The sequence below is a fragment of the Paenibacillus sp. FSL K6-1230 genome (assembly GCF_038002385.1).
In the GTDB taxonomy this organism is placed as follows: domain Bacteria; phylum Bacillota; class Bacilli; order Paenibacillales; family Paenibacillaceae; genus Paenibacillus; species Paenibacillus massiliensis.
Window position 1 is genome coordinate 5518580 of the sequence record NZ_JBBOCK010000001.1, and the last position, 24593, is coordinate 5543172.

A 24593-nucleotide genomic window follows, 5' to 3' on the forward strand; every position below is an offset into this window, starting at 1 on the left:
GAAGATAGACCGGGTTCAAGGAAGGTTTTTCTTGTGATTGTAGAATGGCTCAGCCCCGCTGAGAATTCACACATTCTAGAATCGTCAAAAAAACGCCTCCGTTCCCATACAGACTCTTATAATCTATATGGGACAAGGCGCTCAATTAGAACTTTTCAGGATTGATTGAAGGTTATTAGAAATGGTTAACGATCCATTAGGAATGAACCTGCTCGGACATCCCCTCAATCAGTATTTGTGCGACTTCAGGTCGCGTGAACTCCGGCGGAGGGCATTTCCCTTCACGTAGTAATCCCCTCACCTTGGTACCCGATAACGTGAGATGGGATTCCTTGCCATGTGGACAAGTCTTGCTGGACGCCATGTTGCCGCAAGTCGTGCAGAAAAAGCTATGCTCAAAAAACAGCGGAGTTATTCCAAGCTCCTCAGCGGTAAAGTTACGGAATATCTCCTGAGCCTCATAGGTACCATAATAATCACCCACCCCAGCATGGTCACGACCAACAATGAAATGCGTGCAGCCATAATTTTTGCGGACCATTGCATGAAATATAGCTTCTCTTGGCCCCGCATAACGCATCGCAGCTGGAAATACCCCCAGAAATGTACGATCCGAAGGATAATAATGTTCCAGTAGCGTCAGATAGCTCTTCATGCGAACATCTGCCGGAACATCATCAGACTTCGTCTCACCAACAAGTGGATTCAGGAACAACGCATCGACAATCTCCATGGCGCTCTTCTGGATATACTCATGAGCTCTGTGGACCGGATTACGCGTCTGAAATCCTACGACTGTCTTCCATCCCTGCTTGGCAAAATGCTCGCGCGTCTGAGCCGGATCGAAATAGAACTCGGCGAACCGCTTCGGCTGAGGACGATTTAATACCTGAATATGACCGCCTACATTCACAGGTGGACGCTCCAGCAACTTCTGCACACCAGGATGCGCAGGGTCATCCGTCTTGAATACTTTGACCGCCTCTTCTCCACGATCCGGACGATACAGACTTGTAATCTCAATAACACCATAGACTACGTCATCCTCTGCTCCGATCAGAGCTGCCTTCTCCCCGACAGTAAGACTACTAGCTGTGTCCTCATCTACTGATAATGTAATCGGGATACTCCAGACGGTGCCATCATGCAGACGCATGGTCGACACAACGGACAAATAGTCTCTCTCATCCATAAACCCTGTCAATGGAGAAAATGCCCCAACCCCAATGAGATCTAAATCCGAAATTGCCCACGTATTGATACGAATGCTCTCCAAGCCAGAAGCGATCTGTAAAAGAGAAGTACGTTCCTCTCCTTCCACGATACGATTGATCAAGGTGCCGCCGTGCGGTGCTAAGCCAGACATTTTCTCACTCCTTACGATAGTGGTTACTATAAGATAAATGAATGCCTTTCTTGCTAGGTGATAAAATGATGCGTCTATTCGTATTCCGGCTAATGAGCTGTATTGATTTATAAGAGCTTATTTATGAAGTCCGCATTCTGTCTTATCATTACCAGACCAACGACCTGCACGCGGGTCTTCTCCTGCAGCCACCTGTCTGGTGCAATATTCACAACCAATGCTTGGATAATTGCGGTCATGCAGCGGATTATAGATAATTCCGTTGTCTCTGATGTACTGCCATACATCCTCTGAAGTCCAGTGAGCAATCGGGTTGAATTTTACAAGTCCGAATTTTTGATCATATTCGATTTTTTTGGCATTGGCACGTGTAGGCGCCTGATCTCTGCGAATCCCCGTAATCCAGGCCTCATACTGCGATAGGATTCTAGTAAGTGGCTCTACCTTGCGAATGTTGCAGCATGCGTTGGGGTCTGACTTCCACAGCTCTTCACCATGCTGCTGCGCCTGCTCCTCCGGTGTGATCTGCGGCGCTACCTTTACAAAGTCAATGTTGTAATGGTCTGCCAGTCGATCACGCGTATCATAGGTCTCCTGAAAATGAAAATCGGTATCCAGATAGAAAATGTCTGTGGATGGGCTTATCTTCTGAAGCATATCAACCAATACAACATCCTCTGCCCCAAAGCTGCAAGCAAATGTAATGTTCGGGAAGGTCTCCACAGCATACCGAATAATATCCTCTGGTGATGCATGCTCCAGCTCCACGGCTTTCACTTCAATCAAGCGTTCCTTTTCCAATAGGTTCATGATTCACATAGCTCCTTCATTCATTTTAGGCTGCTACACAATACCTACTAATCAAATATGAATTATTAAGTTAAGTATAATTCTTTTTGGTAAAAAGTCAACGCGTTTGCAGCAGTTTGCCCCACGAGTTGGATTGCCTTTTCTTTTATCATAAAGTCAAAGAAATTTAATTGGACCCACACGTCCCCTGCCCGTAAGATAAGAGAGGCGTGTATTCTGCGCAGCTTAGCAAAAAAATGTAATGAAAAATGAGAAAGAAGGTATTTAGGAAATGGAAGCATTTTATATTCGAGAAGACGGGTCTTTATGTACTTCACTAAAAGGAAAGGATGTACTGGCGAATCCGCTCCTCAACAAAGGGGTGGCTTTTACCTACGAGGAGCGCCAAAGGCTGGGATTGAACGGCATTTTACCCCCAACCGTATTAACGCTGGAGGAACAGGTGGAGAGAGCCTATGAGCAATTCCTCGCCCAGCCAACCATGCTTCGCCGCAATGCATCCCTTAATGACCTGTACAATCGAAATGTAGTGCTTTACTATAGACTGCTCTCGGATCATTTGAGTGAAATGCTGCCTGTAGTCTATACCCCGACCGTAGGCCAGGCTATACAGGAATACAGTCATGAATATCATCGCCCAGGTGGTATATATCTCTCCATTGATGATCCGGAAGGCATTCAGCAAGCCTTTGCGAATACCGGTCTCACACAGGAGGATGTAGACCTTATTGTCGTTACGGATTCGGAAAGTATTCTCGGCATTGGTGACTGGGGAGTAGGCGGTATCAATATTGCGATTGGTAAGCTCGCTGTATACACGGCAGCGGCTGGCATTAATCCGGCCCGAGTGCTTCCAGTCGTACTGGACGTAGGTACTAATAATGAAAAGCTGCTGGAAGATCCCTTATACATAGGCAATCGTCATTACCGCATTCGTGGAGAGCAATATGAAGAGTTCATTGATCTGTTTGTCCAACATGCTCTAAGACAATTTCCTAAAGCTCTGCTGCATTGGGAGGATCTTGGCAATGTAAATGCACGCAACATTATTAACCGCTATGGCGAACAGATCCTGACCTTCAATGATGACATTCAAGGTACTGGAGCTGTAACGCTGGCCGCAATTATTTCCGCCCTGAAGATAAACGGTAGCTCACTGCGCGATCAACGTGTGGTCGTATTTGGTCCGGGGGCAGCGGGAATTGGGAATGCTGATCAAATCCGTGATGCCATGGTACGAGATGGACTTACAAAAGAAGAAGCCTCCGCACGATTCTGGGCCATCGACTATCGCGGTCTTTTAACAGAAGGTATGGAGGACATCCTGGAATTCCAACAGCCTTATGTACGTCAAGCAGAAGAGACAATGCACTGGCAGCGGGACTTGAATGGTGCAATCAGCTTACTTGAGGTAATCCGTCAGGTGAAGCCGACGATCCTAATCGGAACAAGTGGCGTAAGCGGAGCCTTCACAGAAGAAATTATCAAGGAGATGGCCTGTCACGTGGAACGTCCCGTCATTATGCCGATGTCCAACCCTACTACTCTTGCTGAAGCCATGCCTGAGGATCTCATCCGCTGGACTAATGGTAAGGCACTTGTAGCGACAGGTAGTCCCTTTGAGCCCGTATCCTTCGAGGGAATTACATACGAAATTGGACAGTCCAATAACGCCTTTGTCTTTCCAGGTCTAGGCTTGGGCGCAATTGCAGTTCGAGCATCCATGATTACACCCAACATGTTCACAGCAGCTGCAGATGCCGTAGCCAAAAGCACTCGTCTAGACCGTCAGGGTGCATCTCTACTGCCTAGCATTGAGGAGCTAAAGAAGGTATCCTTCCAGGTTGCCATAGCAGTAGCTCAGGCGGCTATCGAGGATCATGTAGCTCGGGAGCAGCCTGAGGATCTTGCTACAGCTATCCGAAGTCTCGTATGGGAGCCACAATATAGACCTATTCACGCATCCGAGCCTGTGATGAGCTACTAAATGAAGATACAACAACGGTACTGACATCTATCTATAAGCACACCAGCATCCTCTTGTTGTCCATGATATTGATGGAATCCTCATAGCAACGACACAACACCAATAAGCAACAGATTGTCCCTCGGGAAGATCTGTTGCTTATTGGCATTCTGAGAGACCGCTCTACGGGCATGGTGTCAAATGATAAATTGCATATGTCCGATTTTCATACTTGAACTTAATCCAGTCACTGGGTTCCCGTGTCAGAAGGCGGAGCATTCGACGCTGAATCAGGGGATGGGTGTCCTTCCTGCTGAATCTGATGGTCTTCCTTTCTCATATACTGCGATTCAACATGCTTGCCATCTATATATGCCTCGGCGAGAATATAAGCAATAACTGCACCGGCTGCTGTTATAATACCCGTCACCCGAATCGCAATACTCTCCGAGTAGCCTAGAGCCGATAGAATGGAAGTAACCAAGCCAGCTAGCAATGCCCAGAACTTACGGCTGGATAGCTTTCTCCGCCAATTCGTCCCTCGCTGCATGATCTCACCCCCTTTTTCATATGTCGATCTATATGCCCTTGCCCTTTGCAACCATCCCATGCTCAAGCTCAGATTTTCTCCCTATCTCAATTCCCCTCTAACTCAATATCTACTCTGTCTCAAGTACCTAATCGATTACCTAATCTCAGCCTTCTTAGTCTGAGTGAGTTCTCCCCATCGCTCTGTCTCCTTCATCTTATGCTTAATGGCTAACTCTGGCTTGGTCTGACACAATGCTCATCCATTGAAGGAAAAATAAGGGCGCCTCCAGAATAATAATAAGACCTTGGATTCAGGTCAAAAGAATCAGATGTATTCACATAAAGGGGAGCACTTATGAAGAAGATTGTAACAACGGCTTTGGCAGCATCACTTTTAGTAGCGACATATTTACCTACGGCTAGCTATTCAGCGGTGGTAGCTCAATCTGCTGTGAATGATTCATGGAAGAGCGCCAAAATATCAGATGTCATTGATCGCAACAATTATTTGCTTGAGGATGGTTCATTGTGGACTTCCAGTGTCGATGGACCTGTATTAGAACACTTGGACCTTATCGGCATCACTGCGGGGAAGGGCTCCAGTCATTATGGTTGGACCACGGACGGGCACTCGGTGTCCTGGAACACCGCAACCGGTCAAGCCAGTGTACCCACTCAATCGGCGAACATTAAGGAGATCTCAGGAGAAGGATTTGCCGTTAAAAAAGATGGGACGGTGCTCGTAGGTGGCCGAATTGTGAATGGACTATCAAACATTGTGGATGGCGACAAACGTGAAGAACAATTCACAGCAATTACGGATGCCGGCGATGTATGGTACTCGTCTGGTTATACTGGCTCCAAGCCTAGAATTGTCGGTCATGTAGATCATGCTGTTGATATCCAGATGAGCAGCGCCTATGCAGCTGTACTACAGACGAATGGGCGCGTCGTTATGCTTGATCTTTTGACAGATGAGGCTCCGATTGAAGTGGGACAGGGCATCAGCTATATCATTTGGAAGAAAGGCACTCATACCCTCTTCACCATTCATCAAGACGGCTCCGTATGGAGCTATGACCGTATGCAGCGTTATAAGCCTACCCAACTGAGCGGAATTACGAATGCAGTAAAGCTCGTCGATTCCAAAAATGAGCTCTTTGTACAGCTGCGGGACGGTTCCTGGATTGGATATCAAAATGGGGTGTCTACGCCACTAACTATTCCTGTTCTAAGCAGTGTGTCCTTAATGAGTAGCGAGAGGAATGCAGCTGTCGGTGATACGATCCATCTACAGGTCAAGGAGATGTACTCGAATGGGTACCAGCTCGTTCGAGACCCCAATACAGGAGAAATTACCGTCGATCAGACTGAGGTAGCTTCGCTTCAGGATCCAGGTACATTGAAGGTACGTGGCATAGGCTCTTCAACTGTGAATCTTAGCACTGGAGGCTTTAGCTCTGCTGTAGCACTATCCGTGACAACCGTTCAGCCATTGACTGGTGCAGCGATGCTAGAAGGCAAAGCATATCTGCCTCTACAACCTGTATTCAAGACATTAGGAGGCACCGTTGCGGTTGAGGGACAGAAGTTCACTGTGCGACTAGGTAAGGATGTCATTGTACTTCGTAAGGGAAGTACTACAGCATCACTTAATGGACAAACCATCACACTTAAAGGGGCAATACAGACTGCTAATGGGCAGACAGTGTTCCCTGCAAGTCTCCTTACGGATCTAAAGAAAGGTACAGCTCAATGGGACAATAAGCTTCAGCAGGCTATACTAGACATCGCAGGCTCCAAGTTAATTGTAGAGTCCTCTGCCACCGGGAAGATCAAGAAGTCCATCGCGCTCGGAAATCTGGTGAATCTTATTGGCAAAAGCTACTGGGTGAACAATTATTACAATGCCGGAGAGCGATTTGAAAAGGTGACCATTCAGGATATTGAGGTGAGCTCAGACGCTATGGGAGTGAAATCCTTCAGTGTTGTATTCAAAACGCCTAATGGTCAAGTGTATAGAACACCAGCTGATATTGGCGCTTCACGTATACCAGACATGCTGTCTGACTCAGATCAATTCCTGACCTACAATCCTTATGAGAAATATAACTGGTCTACCTCCACCTGGAACAGTATCAAACGTAACGAGGTAAGCTTTGGGATGAATACTACACAAGCTGAATTTGCCTGGGGAAGACCTACAGTCAAAAGCAAGGAATCTGGTGTGGAAATATGGGTCTATGGAGATCGATCCTTTTACTTCAAAGCACTGATCTTTGAGGGCGGAAAGATTACGGAGATCTTACTCTAAATATAAATTCGCTTTAGCTCGATCGTACGCAATGTAGCTTTACTTATAAGCCAACCAACTGGTTGGCTTTTATTTGTTGAAGAGAATCATGTACCCTACAAATACACACCTTCTTTGTTCAAGAGATAGTTCATCAGATCGAATCCAATTCTCATAATCGGAAGCAGCCCAAAAGCAAAAACTTCACCGAGTAAATTATTCACTACGTCAGCTATGTTCTATTTAAACAGCTCTTAAATAAAAACAGCTCCTGGCCATAAGGCCAAGAGCTGCATATTCTTGATAGCAAGAAATATTAACGTTTGGAGAACTGAGGTGCGCGACGAGCGGCTTTGAGACCGTATTTTTTACGCTCTTTCATCCGTGGGTCACGAGTCAGGAATCCTGCTTTTTTCAGAGCTGGACGGAATTCTGGATCTGCTTTGAGCAGGGCACGGGAAATCCCGTGACGGATTGCTCCAGCTTGACCAGAGATACCACCACCATGTGCGATAACTACAACATCGTAGTTACCATTTGTTTCAGTCAGGTTCAGTGGTTGTCTTACGATCATCTTCAGTGTTTCTACACCGAAATAATCATTGATATCACGTTTGTTAATGACAATGCGTCCTTCACCCGGTACAAGACGAACACGAGCTACCGAATGTTTACGACGACCTGTCCCATAGTATTGTACTTGTGCCATGAAACTGTCCTCCTTTTAATTATCCGCGAAGTTCGTAAACTTCAGGTTTTTGTGCTGCATGTGGATGCTCAGTGCCTTTGTAAGCTTTCAATCTCAGCTTCATTTTTTCGCCCATACGAGTCTTAGGAAGCATACCATGAACAGCCAGTTCCAGCATACGCTCAGGTTTGTTTTTCACCATGTCTTGAGCAACAGTCACTTTCAGACCACCTGGGTGCAGCGAGTGACGGTAGTATTTTTTGTTCTCCATTTTCTTACCAGTCAGTACAATCTTCTCCGCATTGATAACGACAACGAAATCACCGCCGTCAACGTGTGGAGTGAATTGTGGCTTGTGCTTACCGCGGATCAATGCAGCAGCTTCACTAGCCAGACGACCAAGAGTTTTGCCTTCAGCATCAATGATATGCCAATTGCGCTCAACTTCACTTGGCTTAGCCATATACGTAGTACGCATGAAAATGTTCCTCCCTCAGATCATTACAATCATTAATATTCATTTATCTTCGTTCATTAAGTTATTGCATTTGTGATGGATATTTGCTCATTAGGTGTACATCTTAATTGGGGCTGTGGGAAAGCCATTAAGAAAACACAACTTATATACTACACGATATATTGCAATTCCGCAAGCAAATTATCATGTATTTTTAACTGTTTTATGTGTTTTCTTCATAATCCACTTTCCACAGCATCAGGGCATGAGCCACGGCAGTCGGACCAGCCGCATTTCGGTTCTTGGCAGCCAAAATATGCGGGATATCCTCAGGCTGTTTCTTGCCTTCACCAATCTCCAACAGCGTTCCCATCATGATCCGAACCATATGCTGCAAGAAGCCATTGCCGGTAAAATACGTATGAATAATTCCTTGATCATCCGAATCTGGTCTAGAAAAGGAATAATCCACCGTCATATGGGCATCATACACGGTCCGTACATGATTCGTCTTCTGCGAATGCCGGGAAGCAAACGATGTATAATCATGCGTTCCGATGAGGAGCTGAAGCCCCTGCTTCATGGCTTCAACATCCAGACGAGTTGGATGATGCATCTGCGTCCTGCGATGAAAAATATCCGGGAAGCGATTGGCATTCACGGTATAGCGGTACGTCTTACGCTTGGCCATATGACGTGCGTGGAATTCCAGCGGCACTTCTGTGGCCTCCGTAAGAATGATGTCCTCCGGCAACCACGCATTCAGCGCCAGACACCAGCGGTGTAACGGGATACGTGATTCCGTTAGGAAGTTGAAGACTTGCCCATACGCATGCACGCCTGCGTCTGTACGCCCTGAAGCAGTTATCTTGAGCCTTTCTCCTGTTAAGGAAAAGATGGCATCTTCAATATAATCCTGAATCGTATTACCGCCAGGCTGTGTCTGAAAACCGTAATAGCTCGTTCCATCATAGTTCACTTTCATGCAAATATTCCGCATGTCTGAAATCGCACCTTCTTATGGATCGTGTATGGCTTAGAATTACAATGGCCCTGACCCACCTACCACCAAGCTTGCAGGAGTCCAGCGGACACCATCCAATGGGTCCTCTCTGGCTATAGAGAATGTAGGGGACCGAAGACCGTTAATCAATTCATTAAAAAGGAGAAGCCCTTACGGAGCTTCTCCCACAGAAGAAAAAAAGGGCCGCTCAGAATCATCGGATTCTGCCACCCTTTCCTCTTCCACCTGCTTACGCGCGGTCAACCAATTCCAAGTAAACCATTGGAGCAGCATCGCCACGACGAGGTCCCAGTTTCAGGATACGAGTGTATCCACCTGGACGCTCGGAGTAACGAGTAGCCAAATCGCTAAACAGTTTTTGGATTGCATCCTGATCGCCGTCCAAAGTCTCGCGACGAACATAAGCAGCTACTTGACGACGTGCATGCAGATCACCTTTTTTAGCTTTAGTGATCAGCTTTTCAGCGATAGAACGAACTTCTTTCGCTTTCGCCTCAGTAGTTTGGATACGCTCATACAGGAACAGATCCGTTACCAGGTCACGGAACAATGCTTTACGTGCACTGGAGTTACGGCCCAATTTTTGATATGCCATGTGTTTTCCCTCCTTCACTCAGGACGTTGCTAAACTATTCTTCCGTACGAAGTCCTAAACCAAGCTCTTCCAGCTTCTCTTGAACCTCTTCCAAAGATTTGCGGCCCAAGTTACGGACCTTCATCATATCTTCTTCAGATTTCGTTGTAAGCTCTTGTACCGTGTTGATACCAGCGCGCTTAAGGCAGTTGTAGGAACGGACGGAAAGATCCAGTTCTTCAATCGTCATTTCCAATACTTTTTCTTTCTTGTCTTCCTCTTTTTCAACCATAATCTCAGCGTCCTTGGCTTCATCAGTCAAGCCAACGAACAGCATAAGATGTTCAGTCAAAATTTTAGCCCCGAGACTTACAGCCTCTTCAGGTCGAATACTTCCGTCGGTCCATACTTCGAGTGTCAGCTTATCGTAGTTGGTTACTTGGCCAACACGCGTATTCTCCACTCCGTAGTTTACACGTGAGATCGGTGTATAGATGGAGTCGACGGGGATAACGCCGATCGGCTGATCTTCGCGTTTGTTCCGGTCTTGCTTAACATAGCCGCGACCGCGATTGGCGAAAATACGCATGTGAAGTCTCGAACCCGGCCCCAATGTGGCGATATGAAGATCCGGATTCAGGATTTCAACATCACTATCCGCACGAATATCTCCTGCCGTCACAGTTCCTTCGCCTTCCGCATCGATTTCGAGCACTTTCTCTTCATCGGAATGGATCTTCAGCGAGAGAGCCTTCAGGTTCAAGATAATCTCCGTTACATCTTCCATCACACCTGGAACTGTTGCAAACTCGTGCAGAACTCCATCGATTTGCACCGATGTCACTGCCGCACCCGGCAGAGAGGAGAGCAGAATACGACGAAGCGAGTTGCCCAGCGTCGTACCGTATCCGCGTTCCAGAGGTTCTACTACGAATTTCCCATAGGTGCCATCATCATTGACGTCCACCGTCTCAATTTTCGGCTTTTCGATTTCAATCACTGCAATATCCCTCCTTCAAAACGTCGCTCCTATATGAAACCTTCACCATATCCATTTTTAACCATGCAGTATTGTCTAAACAATCATTATTAGCAGATTGCAATGGTTTTATACTACACGTACAGGATAAATCTCATTAGACACGACGACGTTTTGGAGGACGGCATCCGTTGTGAGGTACCGGAGTCACGTCTTTAATCAGGTTAACTTCCAGACCCGCAGCTTGCAGGGAACGAATCGCTGCTTCACGGCCTGCGCCTGGTCCTTTAACCATAACTTCAACACTCTTCATGCCATGCTCCATTGCAGCCTTGGCAGCTGTTTCAGCAGCCATTTGTGCAGCGTACGGAGTGGATTTACGGGAACCGCGGAATCCAAGACCGCCAGAGCTTGCCCAAGAGATTGCGTTACCGTGAGGGTCCGTAATTGTAACGATAGTGTTGTTGAACGTGGAACGGATGTGTGCCACGCCAGATTCGATATTTTTACGGTCACGACGTTTGGTGCGTACAACTTTTTTCGGTTTAGCCATTGAATGTTATCCTCCTTTCTTATTTCTTTTTATTTGCTACAGTACGACGAGGACCTTTACGTGTACGGGCATTCGTTTTTGTACGTTGACCACGAACAGGCAGACCACGACGGTGACGAATACCGCGGTAGCAACCGATCTCAGTCAGACGTTTAATATTCAAGGAAATTTCACGACGCAGATCACCTTCTACTTTTACCGATCCGTCGATTGTTTCACGTAATTTGCTCACTTCATCTTCTGTCAAGTCGCGAACACGAGTGTTCACATCGATGCCTGATTCTTTAAGGATTTTCTGAGAAGTCGTTTTACCGATTCCGAAAATGTAAGTCAAGGCGATCTCAACGCGTTTGTCACGTGGCAAATCCACACCAGCTATACGAGCCATTTTACGCTACACCCCCTTCTTTAACCTTGTTTTTGTTTGTGTTTCGGATTTTCGCAAATAACCATTACATTGCCTTTGCGGCGAATGACTTTGCATTTCTCGCAAATGGGCTTTACAGAAGGTCTTACCTTCATGCTAATTACCTCCTCCAAGTCTTACCCTGGTAAAACTCGTTTCATAACCATTCATAGTTTTTGGAACAAAAGATAACACACGATTTATTTCCGGTACGTTATACGACCTTTGGTTAAATCGTAAGGCGATAACTGAACGACCACTTTGTCGCCTGTCAGAATGCGGATAAAATGCATCCGCAGCTTTCCGGAAACATGAGCAAGAATTTGGTGACCGTTCTCGAGCTCCACCTTGAATGTTGCGTTGGGAAGAGGTTCGATCACAGTACCTTCTACTTCAATGACATCTTCTTTGGCCACAGCTAGTCTCCTTTCTCTTCAGTTGTTGGATTGGTGGAATCCAGGAATTCATTCACTGCATGACGCAGCTTTCCGTTCGTTACCCGACCGCATTCCTGCAAACTATTCACAACTTCGCTGCTAATTACTGGCTGCGGCATCAGGTGAAGAATATTCTTCTTCTTGGCCTGATCAAACTTGCGCTTGTTGCCATCAGCAATATATACAAAACGATCATCCGCTATGGATACTACGACAGCTGCCTGACCGGTATCTCTACCTCTCAGGATTTTCACAATCTGACCGATCTGCAGGCTGCTTTGTGCTTTCATGCTTACCACCTACGATTTCAGTATAGTGAAAATCTCCATGCCGTCCGGCGTTACCGCGACCGTATGCTCAAAATGAGCACAAAGTGATCCGTCCACCGTTACGACCGTCCAGTTGTCTTCCAACGTCCGTACATGCCGGGAGCCGGCATTGACCATGGGCTCAATCGCCAGTACCATGCCTGGTCTGAGCCTCGGTCCCACGTTCGGGATACCGTAGTTCGGAATTTGCGGATCCTCATGCAGCTTGGCACCTATGCCGTGACCGACATATTCCCTCACTACTGAGAAGCCAGCTTCCTCAATGTATCTCTGAATCGCATGCGAGATTGTAAACAGGCGAACGTCCGGCTTGACCTGAGACAGTCCCTCCATCAGGGCGCCTTCCGTCACATCTAATAACCTTTGGGCGGCATCTGAGATGCTGCCAACTGGATATGTCCATGCGGAGTCCCCATGGTACCCCCGATACTGCGCACCAATGTCAAACGTAACGATATCACCTTCGTCTAGCTTGCGGCTGCCGGGGAACCCGTGCACCAATTGTTCGTTGACTGAAGCGCAAATGCTAGCAGGAAAACCATTATAACCTTTAAAAGACGGCACAGCTCCCTGACTGCGAATGTACTGATCAGCTATATGATCAAGCTCACCGGTGGTTATGCCGGGCTCGATCTGTTCGGCCAGAATCTTGTGGGTCTCAGCTACGATGCGTCCGGCTTCCCTCATATAGCTCAATTCCGTTTCGGACTTGCAAACGATCATTACAATTAACCCCGCAGCAAGGATACCAGATCTTCAGATACCTGATGAATATCCTGCTCCCCGTCGATTTGACGCAAAAGATCTTTGTTCTCATAGAACGAGAGGAGTGGTGCCGTTTTGTTGCTATACTCATCAAGCCGTGTCGCAACGCTCTCTTCATTATCATCAGCGCGTTGGTACAGCTCGCCTCCGTCTTTGTCACAAATGCCTTCTACCTTTGGTGGATTGAATACCAGATGGTATGTTGCACCACAGGTCTTGCAGATGCGGCGTCCCGTAATACGGGCCAGCAGACGTTCGCGGTCTACCTTCAGATCGACAACATGATCAAGCGACATGCCCAGACGTCCGAGAATTTGGTCCAGCGCCTCAGCCTGTGCCAAAGTTCTTGGAAATCCATCCAACAGAAAGCCTTTCTTGCAGTCCGGCTGCTGGAGTCTCTCCTCTACGATACCGATCGTAATATCGTCGGGTACCAGATCTCCACGATCAATGTATTCTTTGGCCTTGATTCCGATTGGGGTACCGAGCTTCATAGCCAGACGGAATGCATCACCTGTAGAGATATGTGGGACACCGAGTTCATTAACGATTACTTCAGCTTGTGTGCCTTTTCCAGCCCCAGGAGGGCCCATGATCAGAATGTTCACTCTCTCACTCCTCAGGAACGACCCCTACACAAGAAACAGCACAATAGGTGCCGATGAACAGGCATAATCCTGTCCCGGAACCTATTGACTATTTATTGATGAAGCCTTTGTAATGGCGTTTAATGAGCTGGCTTTCGATTTGCTTCATGGTATCCAATGCAACACCAACGATGATGAGCAATGAAGTACCACCGATCTGTACAGAACGAGGCAAACCGGAAAGTGCACCGAAGAATACCGGCAGAACCGAGATAACTGCCAAGAACAGTGCCCCAGTCATAGTTAGACGGGACATTACCCGCGTCAGGTAAGTCTCAGTGGCTTTACCAGGGCGAATGCCTGGGATGTAGCCGCCGTTCTTCTTCATATTGTCGGCCATTTGCTGCGGATTCATCTGCACAAAGGTGTAGAAGAATGTGAAGCCGATGATCATTACAACATATAACACCATACCGAGCGGTTTGTCATAGTACAAGTGAGTAGTTACCCATTGTGCCCATACCTTATCCGCCCAGAAGCTTGCAATAATAATCGGGAACTGCAGCAACGACACTGCGAAGATAACCGGAATAACGCCTGCCGCATTAATTTTCATCGGAATATGCGTATTCTGGCCACCGTACATTTTGTTCCCCACAACGCGCTTGGCATACTGCACAGGAATCTTACGAATCCCTTGCTGGATAAAGATAACACCCACGACAATCAACACGATTACCAAAACGATAATAATCGCCTTGAGAATATTGATGAACAGTTGATCCGCTTGGATGAACTGCGACTCAGCAATTGTCCGAATGTGTCTTGGTATGCCAGCTGCGATCCCTGCGAAGATGAGGATGGAAATACCGTTACCAATACCTCTTTCCGTTATTTGCTCTCCAAGCCACATCAGGAACGTAGTCCCCGCTGTAAGCACGATCGCAATCAGGATGTAGTCTGCAACTGTTGCTCCAGGAATCATTTGTGCTCCATACAGACGATTAAATCCGATGGAGGTACCAAATGCCTGAATGAGCGCCAGTACTACCGTACCATAACGTGTAACTTGCGCCAACTGCTTTTTACCATGCTCTCCTTGCTTTGCCCATTCCGCAAGCTTCGGAATGACGTCCATGGATAGGAGCTGCACGATGATCGAAGCCGTAATATACGGCACGATCCCGAGAGCAAAGATAGAGAACTGATACAGCGCACCTCCAGAGAAGGTGTTCAGTAGGCCGAACAGCTCACTGCCTGCTGTATCATTAGCAAATACATTTTTGTCGACTCCTGGTACTGTAATAAATGAGCCAATACGGAACACTATGAGAATCATAAGTGTAAACCCGATGCGGTTCCGCAGATCTTCAACCCGCCATATATTAGAAAGGGCTTTGAACATTAGATCACCTCGGTTTTACCGCCGGCAGCTTCAATTTTCTCTACCGCAGATTGAGAAAACTTGTTAGCTTTTACAGTAAGCTTGACAGTGACTTCACCGTTACCAAGAATTTTGATTCCGGATTTTGTGTTTTTCACAACTCCGCTGTTAACCAAAAATTCAGGAGTCACTTCAGTACCTTCTGCAAAACTATTCAGATCTTCGATATTCACAACTGCATATTCTTTGCGAGTTGGGTTCACGAAACCGCGCTTAGGCAAGCGACGATACAATGGGTTTTGGCCACCTTCGAAGCCCGGACGTACACCACCACCGGAACGTGAGTTTTGACCTTTATGACCGCGACCTGATGTTTTACCTGTACCACTACTAGTACCGCGACCTACGCGTTTGCGTTCTTTGCGGGAGCCAGTAGCTGAGGACAGCTCATGTAACTTCATCGTTCGTTGCACCTCCTTGATTATTTGTTGAACTTCTGTATCTCTTAAGCTTCGATTTCTTTAACCGAAACCAGATGACTTACTTTGTTGATCATACCGCGAATGGCAGGATCGTCGTTGTGAACTACAGTTTGGTTCAGCTTGCGCAGTCCCAGAGTGTTCACAGTTGTTCTTTGAGTTCCTGGGCGGCCAATCAAAGAACGGACAAGGGTAATTTCTAATTTACTCATGACATATCCTCCTTAACCGCGCAGCTCTTCGACAGTTTTGCCACGCAATTTCGCTACATCTTCAGCGCGTTTCAAGCGGGACAAACCTTCCAAAGTCGCATTGACCATGTTCATGGAATTCGAAGAACCCAGAGATTTTGTCAAAATATCACCTACGCCAGCCAGTTCGAGCACCGCACGAACAGGACCGCCTGCAATTACACCAGTACCTTCAGATGCTGGCTTCAACAGAACGCGGCCTGCGCCGAACTTACCAGTAACCAAGTGAGGAACTGTAGTTCCTACGAGTGGAACGTGTACCAGGTTTTTCTTAGCGTCTTCCACACCTTTGCGAATCGCTTCAGGTACTTCGCCAGCTTTACCGATACCAGCACCAACCCAGCCATTGCCGTCACCGACAACAACCAGTGCGCTGAAACTAAAGCGACGTCCGCCTTTTACAACTTTAGCTACACGATTAATATTTACAACTCTTTCAGACAGTTCTAAAGTGTTCGGATCTACACGCAAGTCGTTAACCTCCTTTTGTAAAATGTCTTAAAACTCAAGTCCAGTTTCGCGAGCTGCTTCAGCCAGCGCTTGGATACGTCCATGATACAGGTAGCCTCCACGGTCGAAAACAACCGCAGTAACACCTTTTTCTTTACCGCGCTTAGCAACGAGTTCTCCGACTTTACGTGCGGATTCCACGCTAGCACCGTTAGCGATGTCTTTGCTCAGCTCTTTATCCATAGTGGATGCAGCTGCCAATGTCACGCCTGCTACGTCATCAATCAGTTGAGCGTAGATATGTTTTTCAGAACGGAATACGTTCAAACGAGGACGTTGAGCCGTTCCTTGGATTTTTTTACGAACACGCAGATGTCTTCTCACACGTGCTTTGTTTTTATCCTTTTTCGTAATCATCTTCTTCTTTCACTCCCTTCAGTTTGCCTTTAACAGCTTCAGATCAAGACGCACTGGGTAAAAAAGAGGCACGTAGTCTCCCCAAGACGGAAGACCACAGAAAGGCGGTAAGAAAGTTATTTCTTCTTACCGGCTTTACCTTCTTTACGGATGATGCGTTCGCCTTCATACTTAATACCTTTACCTTTATACGGCTCAGGCTCACGAACGGAACGGATTTTAGCAGCATAGGCACCTACGCGCTCTTTGTCGATTCCGCGAACGATGATTTTAGTGTTCGAAGGAACTTCGAACTCGATGCCCGGTTCTGGAGTGATTTCTACCGGATGGGAGTAACCAACATTCAGAACGATTTTATCTCCGGATTTGCTTGCACGATATCCGACCCCAACCAGTTCCAGAGATTTAGCGAATCCTTCAGTTACACCACTTACCATGTTATTGACAACGGAGCGGGTTGTTCCGTGCAAAGAACGGTGAAGTTTGTTGTCAGAAGGACGAACTACGTTAATTTCATTGTTTTCAACAGTAACCTGCATGTCTTTGTGAAGTTCACGAGTCAGAGTTCCTTTCGGTCCTTTAACAGTGATCACTGCGTTATTCAGTGTTACATCCACACCACTTGGTACTGCGATTGGTTTGCGACCAATACGGGACATGTATTGCACCTCCTATCTTCTTAGCTTTGTATTACCACACGTAGCAAATAACTTCTCCGCCGGCTTTGGACTGACGAGCTTCTTTATCAGTCATGATACCTTTAGATGTAGAAATGATCGCGATTCCGAGTCCACCCAGTACGCGAGGAATCTCATTACTCTTCGTGTACACGCGCAGACCAGGCTTACTGATTCTTTTCAGACCAGTAATAACACGCTCGTTATTAGCACCGTATTTCAGGAAAACACGGATAATCCCTTGTTTGTTATCCTCAACAAATTCCGCATCACGAATGAAGCCTTCACGCTTCAGAATGTCTGCGATTTGCTTTTTCATTGTCGAAGCAGGCATCTCAACTGTCTCGTGGCGAACAGTGTTCGCGTTACGAATACGAGTAAGCATATCTGCAATTGGATCAGACATAGTCATTGTGTATAAACCTCCTTCCCGTTCAGGACTTTTTACCAGCTTGCTTTTTTCACGCCAGGAATCTGGCCTTTATAAGCTAATTCACGGAAGCAAATTCTGCAGATCTTGAATTTTTGCAACACGGAATGTGGACGACCACAACGCTCACAACGAGTGTATGCGCGAACTTTGAATTTCGGCGTGCGTTGTTGTTTAACTTTCATCGAAGTTTTTGCCACTTAGCCTGACACCTCCTAGATAGATTCGGAGAAATGGGCAGTTGCCCACAACGTTAAGCCAATATTACTTTGCAAAAGGCATTCCCAGTTGAGTCAGCAACTCACGGGACTCTTCGTCAGTGTTCGCAGTTGTTACGATAACGATATCCATACCGCGAACTTTGTCCACTTGATCATACTCGATCTCAGGGAAGATCAATTGTTCCTTCAGACCGAGTGTGTAGTTACCACGGCCGTCAAAGGCTTTAGTGGATACACCACGGAAGTCACGAACGCGTGGCAGTGTGATGTTGAACAGCTTATCTAGGAAGTAGTACATACGCTCGCCGCGCAGTGTTACTTTAACCCCGATTGGCATGTTCTCACGCAGCTTGAAGCCTGCGATGGATTTCTTAGCACGAGTGATAACTGGCTTTTGACCAGTAATCAGCTGCAGATCGTTAACAGCGGAATCAAGCACTTTGGAGTTTTGAACAGCTTCGCCAACCCCCATGTTGATTACAACTTTCTCGATCTTAGGCACTTGCATTACAGTCGTATAGTTGAACTTCTGCATCAGAGCAGGAGTGATTTCATTCAGAAAACGCTCTTTCATTCGAATAGCCATGAACAATGGTCCTCCTTTCCTTTAAAGATTATTTATCGATTTGTTCTCCGGAACGTTTAGCAACGCGCACTTTTTTACCGTTATCCAATACTTTGTAACCGATACGGGTTACTTTTCCGCTCTTTGGATCGATATGCATCACGTTGGAAACATGAATTGGAGCTTCTTTCTCGATGATGCCGCCTTGTGGATTTTGCTGGTTAGGCTTTTGGTGTTTTTTGATCATGTTAACACCTTCCACAAGCACACGGTTTTCACGAGGATAAGCAGCAATTACGCGTCCCTTTTTACCTTTATCCTTGCCTGTAATCACCATAACAGTGTCGTCTTTTTTGACGTGCAGCTTGTTGTTGTGGGATTCCAGAACCTTTTTCACTTTTGGCATTTCGTACACCTCCTATAACTTGCTGTATACGGGCAGGGTCTCTGCTTAGATTACTTCCGGAGCCAAAGAAACGATTTTCATGAAGTCTTTATCACGAAGCTCGCGAGCAACTGGTCCGAAAATACGAGTTCCGCGTGGGCTCTTGTCTTCTTTTACAACTACCGCTGCATTTTCGTCAAAGCCGATGTAGGAACCGTCTTTACGACGCACGGAACGTTTTGTACGAACAACAACCGCCTTAACTACATCACCCTTTTTGACAACGCCGCCTGGTGTTGCTTGTTTGACGGAGCAAACGATCAGATCACCGATTTGGGCTGTACGACGTCCAGTTCCGCCCAATACACGGATACACATCAGTTGCTTAGCACCAGAGTTATCGGCCACAGCCAAACGTGTAAATGGTTGAATCATTTAGATATCCTCCTTTCGGACAAAACTGCTTCTGTATTAGATAATTACTGCTTTCTCAACGATCTCGACCAGTCTCCAGTTCTTATCCTTGGAAAGTTTGCGAGTTTCCATGATTTTCACAGTATCACCGATTTGTGCAGTGTTGTTCTCATCATGTGCTTTGAACTTTTTCGTATACTTGATACGTTTATGGTAGAGATCATGTTTTTTGTAAGTTTCTACAGCTACCACGATCGTTTTATCCATTTTGTCACTAACTACTTTGCCGACTTGTACTCTACGGGCATTACGTTCGCTCATTGTTGGCCTCCTTCCTAATTACAGACGATGTCCTCGTCTGGTATGAGTTCTTAGCTAATCCCAAGTTCTCTCTCACGGATTACGGTTTTAGCACGAGCAATTTCCTTACGAACATCGCGGATGCGAGTCGGGTTGTCGAGCTGACCGGTAGCGAGTTGAAAGCGGAGGTTAAAGAGTTCTTCTTTAAACCCGGTAATTTTTTGTTCAAGTTCAGCAGTGGTTAGGTTGCGAAATTCACTAGCCTTCATTTACTTCACCACCCAATTCTTCACGTTTCACAAACTTAGTTTTGATTGGCAGCTTGTGAGCGGCAAGACGCATTGCTTCGCGAGCAACCTCTTCCGGTACGCCAGCAAGTTCGAACATGATCTTACCTGGCTTCACGACTGCAACCCATTTTTCAACGTTACCTTTACCGCTACCCATCCGCACTTCAAGAGGCTTTTGTGTAATCGGTTTGTCTGGGAAAATCTTGATCCACACTTTACCGCCACGTTTGATGTAACGTGTCATCGCGATACGAGCAGATTCGATCTGACGGTTAGTGATCCAAGCTGGTTCAACAGCTTGCAGACCGTATTCGCCAAAGTTCAGCGTTGTGCCGCCTTTAGCACGGCCTTTCATGTGTCCGCGTTGTTGCTTGCGGTGTTTTACGCGCTTTGGTACCAACATGATTAGTTGCCTCCTTCCTGAGCAGCTTGTTTCTTAGCCGTAGGAAGAACCTCTCCACGATAGATCCATACTTTTACGCCAATACGACCATAAGTAGTATGAGCCTCCGCTGTACCATAATCGATGTCGGCACGAAGCGTGTGCAGTGGAACAGTTCCTTCACTGTAGCCTTCTGAACGAGCGATCTCAGCACCGCCAAGACGGCCGCCCACTTGTGTTTTAATCCCTTTTGCACCGGAACGCATAGTTCTTTGAATTGCTTGTTTCAAAGCACGACGGAACGATACGCGACGCTCCAGTTGTTGTGCAATGCTTTCAGCAACCAGAATTGCATCCAGTTCAGGGTTTTTGATTTCAGAGATATTGATGTGTACTTTTTTACCGCCTGCGATTTTGGTGATTTCACCACGCAGAATTTCAACTTCAGAACCACCCTTACCGATTACCATACCTGGCTTCGCAGTGTGGATTGTTACGTTGATGCGGTTCGCTGCTCTTTCGATCTCGATACGGGAAACAGCGGAGTCTTTCAGTTTGTTCTTCAGGTGTTCACGAATCTTTACGTCTTCCAGCAAAAGATCACCGAAATCTTTGCCTGCGTACCATTTGGATTCCCAATCACGGATAATACCGACTCGGAGTCCTACGGGGTTTACCTTTTGTCCCACACGTTTTCCCTCCTTATTTTTCAGATACCACCAAAGTGATGTGGCTAGTGCGTTTGTTAATCCGGCTAGCACGACCCATTGCGCGTGGACGGAAGCGTTTCATTGTTGGTCCTTGGTTTACGAATACCTCGGATACATACAATTTGTTTACGTCCATGGAATAGTTGTGATCAGCGTTAGCAATTGCAGAGTTCAGCAACTTCTCTACTACTGGAGAAGCCGACTTTGGTGTGTGGCGCAGGATTGCGACCGCTTCACCCACTTGCTTGCCGCGGATCAAGTCAATAACGAGTTTAACTTTACGTGCGGAGATCCGAATAGATCTAGCATGTGCTTTTGCTTCCATTGAGTTACCCTCCTCTCAAACATAGCAGTGGTTCATTATCTTCTTGTTTTCTTGTCGTCGTCGTGGCCCTTGTAAGTACGGGTAGGAGCGAACTCTCCCAACTTGTGACCAACCATATCCTCAGTTACATATACAGGCACGTGCTTGCGACCATCGTATACACCGAAAGTGTGTCCGATGAACTGCGGGAAAATTGTGGAACGACGGGACCAGGTTTTGATTACTACTTTCTTGTCCGTTTCATTCAAAACCTCTACCTTTTTCAGCAGGTATGCATCTACGAATGGTCCTTTTTTAAGACTGCGGCTCATATGTGAATCCTCCCTTCGTCAAACGTTCTCGTTCTTAGTCCAGGCACGCATTAAGCAATGCGTGCATTATTTCGTGCGGCGACGAACGATGTATTTATCAGAAGCTTTATTTTTCTTACGAGTTTTGAATCCGAGTGTCGGTTTGCCCCAAGGAGACATTGGAGACTTACGTCCGATCGGTGCACGACCTTCACCACCACCGTGAGGGTGATCGTTAGGGTTCATTACTACCCCGCGGACTTCAGGACGCTTGCCCAACCAACGATTACGTCCCGCTTTACCGATTTTCACGAGCTCGTGATCTTCGTTACCAACGGAGCCGATTGTAGCGCGGCAAACTTTCAGAATGCGGCGAACTTCACCGGAGGACAGACGAACTGTTACATACTTTTCTTCTTTACCAAGAAGTTGAGCTTCAGTACCAGCTGCACGGACCAATTGTCCGCCTTTACCTGGCTTCAACTCAATATTGTGGATCACTGTACCTACAGGAATGTTTTCCAGTGGCAGGGAGTTACCGATTTTGATGTCGGAAGCTGGTCCGGACACTACCTCGTCTCCTACTTTCAGACCTTTAGGAGCGATGATATAGCGCTTCTCGCCATCCACATAATGAATCAACGCGATGTTGGAAGTACGGTTCGGGTCATACTCGATTGTAGCAACGCGGCCCGGTATTCCATCTTTGGTACGTTTGAAGTCAATGATACGGTATTTACGTTTGTGTCCACCGCCGTGGTGACGAACCGTAATTTTACCTTGGTTGTTACGTCCTGCCTTTTTGCTCAGAGGCGCCAGCAAGGATTTCTCCGGCTGATTAGTCGTGATCTCTTCGAAAGTAGATACGGACATTGCGCGTCTTGCAGGTGACGTCGGTTTGTACTTTTTAATTGGCACTGATTTTCCCTCCTTACTTTAAAGGTTTCTTATACCGATTCAAAGAACTCAAGCGGTTTGCTGTCTTTGCTCAGCGTTACGAAAGCTTTCTTCCACTCGCTAGTGTAGCCGGAGTGACGACCGTAACGTTTTGGCTTCGCAGGAACACGCAGAGTGTTCACATTGGAAACTTTTACGTTAAAAATAGCTTCAATCGCTTGTTTGATTTCGATCTTGTTGGAACGCATATCCACTTCGAACACATATTTCATATCGCCCATCATCTCAGCTGTACGCTCAGTGATAATAGGACGTTTGATAATATCACGAGGATCTTTCATTACGCGAACACCTCCTCAACTTTCTGGACTGCTTCTTTCGTAATGATCAGCTTGTCGTGTTTGAGCACGTCAAGAACATTAATACCGTCTGCTGCAACAAACTTCACCCCAGGAATATTGCGGGCGGAAAGAGCCACATTATCATCATAGCTAGGCGCTACGATCAACGCTTTGCGGTCTGCTTTCAGGTTGTTCAGGATAGCAGCGAATTCTTTCGTCTTTGGAGCATTCATAGTGAGTGCATCCAATACGATAATTTCGTTCGCGATCACTTTGGAAGACAGTGCCGATTTGATGGCAAGACGACGAACTTTCTTAGGCAGTTTGTAGGCATAGCTACGTGGTGTAGGTCCGAAAACAACACCGCCGCCTTTCCATTGTGGAGAGCGAATAGAGCCTTGACGAGCGCGACCTGTACCTTTTTGTTTCCAAGGTTTACGTCCACCGCCACGTACTTCAGAGCGCCCTTTCACTTTGTGAGTACCTTGACGCAGGGATGCCAGTTGCATAACAACTGCTTCGTGAAGAACGTGCTTATTCGGCTCGATTCCGAAAATCGCATCATTCAGTTCAACTTCGCCAACTTGGCTTCCGCTAATATTGTAAAGTGCTACCTTAGGCATTTCGTGTTCCTCCTTTCTTCAGTCCTTATTTCTTCACCGATTCTTTAATTTTCACTAAGCTGTTTTTAGGTCCAGGAATGGAGCCTTTTACGAGCAGCACGTTGCGTTCTGCATCGACTTTAACAACTTCAAGACGTTGGATCGTCACTGTATCATGACCCATGTGTCCTGGCAGACGTTTACCTTTAGGTACGCGGTTCGCTTGGATGGAACCCATGGAACCAGGACCTCTGTGGTAACGAGAACCGTGAGACATAGGACCTGTGCTTTGTCCCCAACGTTTGATAACACCAGCGAAACCTTTACCTTTGGAAGTACCGGTTACGTCAACGAATTCACCTTCAGCGAAGATATCTGCTTTCAATTCTTGACCTACTTCGTAGGCAGCAAAATCAACACCGCGGAATTCACGAACGTAGCGCTTAGGTGCAGTATTAGCCTTTTTGGCATGTCCTGCTTCTGGTTTATTGGCATTCTTTTCTTTCTTATCTGAGTAACCCAGTTGAATCGCTTCGTAGCCATCGTTTTCCACGTCTTTCTTTTGCAGAACAACGTTAGGACCAGCTTCGATTACTGTAACCGCAACTACATTACCTTCAGCGGTAAACACTTGGGTCATTCCAAGTTTTTTTCCTAAGATACCTTTCATGTTGACACCTCTTTTCCTTTCCTTAGTTACATCTACTTATTACAGTTTAATTTCGATATCTACACCGGACGGCAGATCCAAGCGCATCAAGGCATCCACAGTTTGTGGAGTTGGGTTCACAATATCGATCAAACGCTTATGAGTGCGTTGCTCGAATTGCTCCCGGGAATCCTTGTACTTGTGCACCGCACGGAGAATAGTAATAACTTGTTTTTCAGTTGGCAGCGGAATTGGCCCAGATACACCTGCACCCGAACGTTTTGCTGTCTCAACAATTTTCTCAGCGGATTGATCAAGAATTCTGTGATCGTATGCTTTCAAACGAATACGAATTTTTTGCTTTGCCAT

The 24593-nt window shown here is 46.6% G+C and carries 39 protein-coding genes; 2 read left to right on the forward strand and 37 right to left on the reverse strand.

The features are described 5' to 3' along the window. Window positions 1-196: 196 nt before the first annotated feature. Together sat and MKX74_RS24480 are read right to left on the reverse strand one after the other, a co-directional pair. The gene (gene sat / locus MKX74_RS24475; protein WP_341180079.1) at window positions 197-1366 is read right to left on the reverse strand and encodes a sulfate adenylyltransferase; all 1170 of its coding nucleotides are present in this window, start codon (window positions 1364-1366) and stop codon (window positions 197-199) included. Between the two features lie 117 nt (window positions 1367-1483). Further along, window positions 1484-2176, reverse strand: a complete 693-nt coding sequence (locus MKX74_RS24480; protein ID WP_028591583.1) for a phosphoadenylyl-sulfate reductase — start codon at window positions 2174-2176, stop codon at window positions 1484-1486. Window positions 2177-2447: 271 nt separating this feature from the next. Here MKX74_RS24480 and MKX74_RS24485 point away from each other — a divergent pair, with 271 nt between their 5' ends. Beyond that, the gene (locus MKX74_RS24485) at window positions 2448-4163 is read left to right on the forward strand and encodes an NAD-dependent malic enzyme (RefSeq protein WP_341180080.1); all 1716 of its coding nucleotides are present in this window, start codon (window positions 2448-2450) and stop codon (window positions 4161-4163) included. A gap of 226 nt (window positions 4164-4389) precedes the next feature. Here the strand turns inward: MKX74_RS24485 and MKX74_RS24490 are convergent, their stop codons facing one another. Beyond that, entirely contained in the window at window positions 4390-4692 is a 303-nt protein-coding gene (locus MKX74_RS24490) for a hypothetical protein (RefSeq protein ID WP_341180081.1), read from the reverse strand. 336 nt (window positions 4693-5028) lie between these two features. Here MKX74_RS24490 and MKX74_RS24495 point away from each other — a divergent pair, with 336 nt between their 5' ends. Next, window positions 5029-6987 carry a copper amine oxidase N-terminal domain-containing protein gene (locus tag MKX74_RS24495; RefSeq protein WP_341180082.1) on the forward strand — a complete coding sequence of 653 codons (1959 nt, stop codon included), beginning with the start codon at window positions 5029-5031 and terminating at the stop codon, window positions 6985-6987. A 295-nt stretch (window positions 6988-7282) separates the two neighbouring features. On the opposite strand, the gene rpsI is transcribed toward MKX74_RS24495, so the two are convergent. The 34 genes from rpsI to rpsJ form a co-directional block, all read right to left on the reverse strand. Next, window positions 7283-7675 (reverse strand): 30S ribosomal protein S9, encoded by a 393-nt coding sequence (gene rpsI, locus MKX74_RS24500; protein ID WP_018888251.1) that lies wholly within the window; start codon window positions 7673-7675, stop codon window positions 7283-7285. Window positions 7676-7694: 19 nt separating this feature from the next. Continuing rightward, a complete protein-coding gene (gene rplM / locus MKX74_RS24505; RefSeq protein ID WP_341180083.1) occupies window positions 7695-8132 on the reverse strand; it encodes a 50S ribosomal protein L13 in 438 nt (145 codons plus the stop codon). A gap of 202 nt (window positions 8133-8334) precedes the next feature. Beyond that, window positions 8335-9111 (reverse strand): tRNA pseudouridine(38-40) synthase TruA, encoded by a 777-nt coding sequence (truA, locus tag MKX74_RS24510; protein ID WP_341180084.1) that lies wholly within the window; start codon window positions 9109-9111, stop codon window positions 8335-8337. Between the two features lie 253 nt (window positions 9112-9364). Continuing rightward, window positions 9365-9730 carry a 50S ribosomal protein L17 gene (gene rplQ, locus MKX74_RS24515; RefSeq protein WP_018888248.1) on the reverse strand — a complete coding sequence of 122 codons (366 nt, stop codon included), beginning with the start codon at window positions 9728-9730 and terminating at the stop codon, window positions 9365-9367. Window positions 9731-9764: 34 nt separating this feature from the next. Beyond that, window positions 9765-10709, reverse strand: coding sequence for a DNA-directed RNA polymerase subunit alpha (locus MKX74_RS24520; RefSeq protein WP_018888247.1), 945 nt, complete (start codon window positions 10707-10709; stop codon window positions 9765-9767). A 136-nt stretch (window positions 10710-10845) separates the two neighbouring features. After that, window positions 10846-11241, reverse strand: coding sequence for a 30S ribosomal protein S11 (gene rpsK / locus MKX74_RS24525; protein WP_018888246.1), 396 nt, complete (start codon window positions 11239-11241; stop codon window positions 10846-10848). 19 nt (window positions 11242-11260) lie between these two features. After that, a complete protein-coding gene (gene rpsM, locus MKX74_RS24530) occupies window positions 11261-11629 on the reverse strand; it encodes a 30S ribosomal protein S13 (protein WP_018888245.1) in 369 nt (122 codons plus the stop codon). 20 nt (window positions 11630-11649) lie between these two features. Continuing rightward, on the reverse strand, window positions 11650-11763 hold the full coding sequence (rpmJ, locus tag MKX74_RS24535; RefSeq protein ID WP_003333770.1) for a 50S ribosomal protein L36: 114 nt from the start codon (window positions 11761-11763) through the stop codon (window positions 11650-11652). 84 nt (window positions 11764-11847) lie between these two features. Beyond that, window positions 11848-12063, reverse strand: coding sequence for a translation initiation factor IF-1 (gene infA, locus MKX74_RS24540; RefSeq protein WP_006212898.1), 216 nt, complete (start codon window positions 12061-12063; stop codon window positions 11848-11850). 2 nt (window positions 12064-12065) lie between these two features. Next, window positions 12066-12374, reverse strand: a complete 309-nt coding sequence (locus MKX74_RS24545) for a KOW domain-containing RNA-binding protein (RefSeq protein WP_341180085.1) — start codon at window positions 12372-12374, stop codon at window positions 12066-12068. Window positions 12375-12383: 9 nt separating this feature from the next. Beyond that, window positions 12384-13136, reverse strand: a complete 753-nt coding sequence (gene map, locus MKX74_RS24550; RefSeq protein ID WP_018888243.1) for a type I methionyl aminopeptidase — start codon at window positions 13134-13136, stop codon at window positions 12384-12386. A gap of 5 nt (window positions 13137-13141) precedes the next feature. Beyond that, window positions 13142-13786: an adenylate kinase gene (locus MKX74_RS24555; RefSeq protein WP_341180086.1), complete on the reverse strand. Its 645-nt coding sequence runs from the start codon at window positions 13784-13786 to the stop codon at window positions 13142-13144. A gap of 88 nt (window positions 13787-13874) precedes the next feature. Next, a complete protein-coding gene (secY, locus tag MKX74_RS24560) occupies window positions 13875-15170 on the reverse strand; it encodes a preprotein translocase subunit SecY (RefSeq protein WP_018888241.1) in 1296 nt (431 codons plus the stop codon). Then, window positions 15170-15610, reverse strand: coding sequence for a 50S ribosomal protein L15 (gene rplO, locus MKX74_RS24565; RefSeq protein ID WP_018888240.1), 441 nt, complete (start codon window positions 15608-15610; stop codon window positions 15170-15172). The genes secY and rplO overlap by 1 nt, the downstream gene beginning before the upstream one ends. Before the next feature lie 44 nt (window positions 15611-15654). After that, entirely contained in the window at window positions 15655-15840 is a 186-nt protein-coding gene (gene rpmD / locus MKX74_RS24570; protein ID WP_018888239.1) for a 50S ribosomal protein L30, read from the reverse strand. Between the two features lie 12 nt (window positions 15841-15852). After that, on the reverse strand, window positions 15853-16350 hold the full coding sequence (rpsE, locus tag MKX74_RS24575) for a 30S ribosomal protein S5 (protein WP_018888238.1): 498 nt from the start codon (window positions 16348-16350) through the stop codon (window positions 15853-15855). A 27-nt stretch (window positions 16351-16377) separates the two neighbouring features. Continuing rightward, window positions 16378-16746, reverse strand: coding sequence for a 50S ribosomal protein L18 (rplR, locus tag MKX74_RS24580; RefSeq protein ID WP_018888237.1), 369 nt, complete (start codon window positions 16744-16746; stop codon window positions 16378-16380). 116 nt (window positions 16747-16862) lie between these two features. Continuing rightward, window positions 16863-17405 (reverse strand): 50S ribosomal protein L6, encoded by a 543-nt coding sequence (gene rplF / locus MKX74_RS24585; RefSeq protein WP_018888236.1) that lies wholly within the window; start codon window positions 17403-17405, stop codon window positions 16863-16865. Between the two features lie 31 nt (window positions 17406-17436). Beyond that, entirely contained in the window at window positions 17437-17835 is a 399-nt protein-coding gene (rpsH, locus tag MKX74_RS24590) for a 30S ribosomal protein S8 (protein WP_018888235.1), read from the reverse strand. 32 nt (window positions 17836-17867) lie between these two features. After that, window positions 17868-18053, reverse strand: coding sequence for a type Z 30S ribosomal protein S14 (locus tag MKX74_RS24595; RefSeq protein WP_013312154.1), 186 nt, complete (start codon window positions 18051-18053; stop codon window positions 17868-17870). 64 nt (window positions 18054-18117) lie between these two features. Next, window positions 18118-18660 (reverse strand): 50S ribosomal protein L5, encoded by a 543-nt coding sequence (gene rplE, locus MKX74_RS24600; RefSeq protein WP_018888234.1) that lies wholly within the window; start codon window positions 18658-18660, stop codon window positions 18118-18120. A gap of 28 nt (window positions 18661-18688) precedes the next feature. Further along, window positions 18689-19045 (reverse strand): 50S ribosomal protein L24, encoded by a 357-nt coding sequence (gene rplX / locus MKX74_RS24605; RefSeq protein WP_018888233.1) that lies wholly within the window; start codon window positions 19043-19045, stop codon window positions 18689-18691. 45 nt (window positions 19046-19090) lie between these two features. Next, entirely contained in the window at window positions 19091-19459 is a 369-nt protein-coding gene (rplN, locus tag MKX74_RS24610) for a 50S ribosomal protein L14 (protein ID WP_018888232.1), read from the reverse strand. Between the two features lie 36 nt (window positions 19460-19495). Next, complete coding sequence (gene rpsQ, locus MKX74_RS24615) at window positions 19496-19759, reverse strand: 30S ribosomal protein S17 (protein WP_341180087.1); 264 nt, start codon at window positions 19757-19759, stop codon at window positions 19496-19498. A 50-nt stretch (window positions 19760-19809) separates the two neighbouring features. After that, entirely contained in the window at window positions 19810-20007 is a 198-nt protein-coding gene (rpmC, locus tag MKX74_RS24620; RefSeq protein WP_018888230.1) for a 50S ribosomal protein L29, read from the reverse strand. Further along, window positions 19997-20431, reverse strand: coding sequence for a 50S ribosomal protein L16 (gene rplP / locus MKX74_RS24625; protein ID WP_018888229.1), 435 nt, complete (start codon window positions 20429-20431; stop codon window positions 19997-19999). Before rplP ends, rpmC begins: the two co-directional genes overlap by 11 nt. 2 nt (window positions 20432-20433) lie before the next feature. After that, window positions 20434-21099: a 30S ribosomal protein S3 gene (gene rpsC / locus MKX74_RS24630; RefSeq protein ID WP_018888228.1), complete on the reverse strand. Its 666-nt coding sequence runs from the start codon at window positions 21097-21099 to the stop codon at window positions 20434-20436. A 13-nt stretch (window positions 21100-21112) separates the two neighbouring features. Continuing rightward, a complete protein-coding gene (gene rplV / locus MKX74_RS24635; RefSeq protein WP_018888227.1) occupies window positions 21113-21445 on the reverse strand; it encodes a 50S ribosomal protein L22 in 333 nt (110 codons plus the stop codon). A 35-nt stretch (window positions 21446-21480) separates the two neighbouring features. Further along, entirely contained in the window at window positions 21481-21756 is a 276-nt protein-coding gene (rpsS, locus tag MKX74_RS24640) for a 30S ribosomal protein S19 (protein ID WP_018888226.1), read from the reverse strand. A 66-nt stretch (window positions 21757-21822) separates the two neighbouring features. Beyond that, on the reverse strand, window positions 21823-22653 hold the full coding sequence (gene rplB / locus MKX74_RS24645) for a 50S ribosomal protein L2 (RefSeq protein ID WP_018888225.1): 831 nt from the start codon (window positions 22651-22653) through the stop codon (window positions 21823-21825). A 29-nt stretch (window positions 22654-22682) separates the two neighbouring features. Next, complete coding sequence (gene rplW / locus MKX74_RS24650) at window positions 22683-22973, reverse strand: 50S ribosomal protein L23 (protein ID WP_018888224.1); 291 nt, start codon at window positions 22971-22973, stop codon at window positions 22683-22685. Continuing rightward, window positions 22973-23596: a 50S ribosomal protein L4 gene (gene rplD, locus MKX74_RS24655; RefSeq protein ID WP_018888223.1), complete on the reverse strand. Its 624-nt coding sequence runs from the start codon at window positions 23594-23596 to the stop codon at window positions 22973-22975. Before rplD ends, rplW begins: the two co-directional genes overlap by 1 nt. A 25-nt stretch (window positions 23597-23621) precedes the next feature. Then, window positions 23622-24245 carry a 50S ribosomal protein L3 gene (gene rplC, locus MKX74_RS24660; RefSeq protein WP_018888222.1) on the reverse strand — a complete coding sequence of 208 codons (624 nt, stop codon included), beginning with the start codon at window positions 24243-24245 and terminating at the stop codon, window positions 23622-23624. 39 nt (window positions 24246-24284) lie between these two features. Beyond that, window positions 24285-24593, reverse strand: coding sequence for a 30S ribosomal protein S10 (gene rpsJ / locus MKX74_RS24665; protein WP_009226637.1), 309 nt, complete (start codon window positions 24591-24593; stop codon window positions 24285-24287).

What these genes read in the sequence shown, in the direction of transcription:
- sat (WP_341180079.1), bottom strand. Translation starts at nt 1,366, where the DNA reads ATGTCTGGCTTAGCACCGCACGGCGGCACCTTGATCAATCGTATCGTG.
- MKX74_RS24480 (WP_028591583.1), bottom strand. Translation starts at nt 2,176, where the DNA reads ATGAACCTATTGGAAAAGGAACGCTTGATTGAAGTGAAAGCCGTGGAG.
- MKX74_RS24485 (WP_341180080.1), top strand. Translation starts at nt 2,448, where the DNA reads ATGGAAGCATTTTATATTCGAGAAGACGGGTCTTTATGTACTTCACTA.
- MKX74_RS24490 (WP_341180081.1), bottom strand. Translation starts at nt 4,692, where the DNA reads ATGCAGCGAGGGACGAATTGGCGGAGAAAGCTATCCAGCCGTAAGTTC.
- MKX74_RS24495 (WP_341180082.1), top strand. Translation starts at nt 5,029, where the DNA reads ATGAAGAAGATTGTAACAACGGCTTTGGCAGCATCACTTTTAGTAGCG.
- rpsI (WP_018888251.1), bottom strand. Translation starts at nt 7,675, where the DNA reads ATGGCACAAGTACAATACTATGGGACAGGTCGTCGTAAACATTCGGTA.
- rplM (WP_341180083.1), bottom strand. Translation starts at nt 8,132, where the DNA reads ATGCGTACTACGTATATGGCTAAGCCAAGTGAAGTTGAGCGCAATTGG.
- truA (WP_341180084.1), bottom strand. Translation starts at nt 9,111, where the DNA reads ATGCGGAATATTTGCATGAAAGTGAACTATGATGGAACGAGCTATTAC.
- rplQ (WP_018888248.1), bottom strand. Translation starts at nt 9,730, where the DNA reads ATGGCATATCAAAAATTGGGCCGTAACTCCAGTGCACGTAAAGCATTG.
- rpsK (WP_018888246.1), bottom strand. Translation starts at nt 11,241, where the DNA reads ATGGCTAAACCGAAAAAAGTTGTACGCACCAAACGTCGTGACCGTAAA.
- rpsM (WP_018888245.1), bottom strand. Translation starts at nt 11,629, where the DNA reads ATGGCTCGTATAGCTGGTGTGGATTTGCCACGTGACAAACGCGTTGAG.
- rpmJ (WP_003333770.1), bottom strand. Translation starts at nt 11,763, where the DNA reads ATGAAGGTAAGACCTTCTGTAAAGCCCATTTGCGAGAAATGCAAAGTC.
- MKX74_RS24545 (WP_341180085.1), bottom strand. Translation starts at nt 12,374, where the DNA reads ATGAAAGCACAAAGCAGCCTGCAGATCGGTCAGATTGTGAAAATCCTG.
- map (WP_018888243.1), bottom strand. Translation starts at nt 13,136, where the DNA reads ATGATCGTTTGCAAGTCCGAAACGGAATTGAGCTATATGAGGGAAGCC.
- secY (WP_018888241.1), bottom strand. Translation starts at nt 15,170, where the DNA reads ATGTTCAAAGCCCTTTCTAATATATGGCGGGTTGAAGATCTGCGGAAC.
- rplO (WP_018888240.1), bottom strand. Translation starts at nt 15,610, where the DNA reads ATGAAGTTACATGAGCTGTCCTCAGCTACTGGCTCCCGCAAAGAACGC.
- rpmD (WP_018888239.1), bottom strand. Translation starts at nt 15,840, where the DNA reads ATGAGTAAATTAGAAATTACCCTTGTCCGTTCTTTGATTGGCCGCCCA.
- rplR (WP_018888237.1), bottom strand. Translation starts at nt 16,746, where the DNA reads ATGATTACGAAAAAGGATAAAAACAAAGCACGTGTGAGAAGACATCTG.
- rplF (WP_018888236.1), bottom strand. Translation starts at nt 17,405, where the DNA reads ATGTCCCGTATTGGTCGCAAACCAATCGCAGTACCAAGTGGTGTGGAT.
- rpsH (WP_018888235.1), bottom strand. Translation starts at nt 17,835, where the DNA reads ATGACTATGTCTGATCCAATTGCAGATATGCTTACTCGTATTCGTAAC.
- rplE (WP_018888234.1), bottom strand. Translation starts at nt 18,660, where the DNA reads ATGGCTATTCGAATGAAAGAGCGTTTTCTGAATGAAATCACTCCTGCT.
- rplX (WP_018888233.1), bottom strand. Translation starts at nt 19,045, where the DNA reads ATGCCAAAAGTGAAAAAGGTTCTGGAATCCCACAACAACAAGCTGCAC.
- rplN (WP_018888232.1), bottom strand. Translation starts at nt 19,459, where the DNA reads ATGATTCAACCATTTACACGTTTGGCTGTGGCCGATAACTCTGGTGCT.
- rpsQ (WP_341180087.1), bottom strand. Translation starts at nt 19,759, where the DNA reads ATGAGCGAACGTAATGCCCGTAGAGTACAAGTCGGCAAAGTAGTTAGT.
- rpmC (WP_018888230.1), bottom strand. Translation starts at nt 20,007, where the DNA reads ATGAAGGCTAGTGAATTTCGCAACCTAACCACTGCTGAACTTGAACAA.
- rplP (WP_018888229.1), bottom strand. Translation starts at nt 20,431, where the DNA reads ATGTTGGTACCAAAGCGCGTAAAACACCGCAAGCAACAACGCGGACAC.
- rplV (WP_018888227.1), bottom strand. Translation starts at nt 21,445, where the DNA reads ATGGAAGCAAAAGCACATGCTAGATCTATTCGGATCTCCGCACGTAAA.
- rpsS (WP_018888226.1), bottom strand. Translation starts at nt 21,756, where the DNA reads ATGAGCCGCAGTCTTAAAAAAGGACCATTCGTAGATGCATACCTGCTG.
- rplW (WP_018888224.1), bottom strand. Translation starts at nt 22,973, where the DNA reads ATGAAAGATCCTCGTGATATTATCAAACGTCCTATTATCACTGAGCGT.
- rplD (WP_018888223.1), bottom strand. Translation starts at nt 23,596, where the DNA reads ATGCCTAAGGTAGCACTTTACAATATTAGCGGAAGCCAAGTTGGCGAA.
- rplC (WP_018888222.1), bottom strand. Translation starts at nt 24,245, where the DNA reads ATGAAAGGTATCTTAGGAAAAAAACTTGGAATGACCCAAGTGTTTACC.
- rpsJ (WP_009226637.1), bottom strand. Translation starts at nt 24,593, where the DNA reads ATGGCAAAGCAAAAAATTCGTATTCGTTTGAAAGCATACGATCACAGA.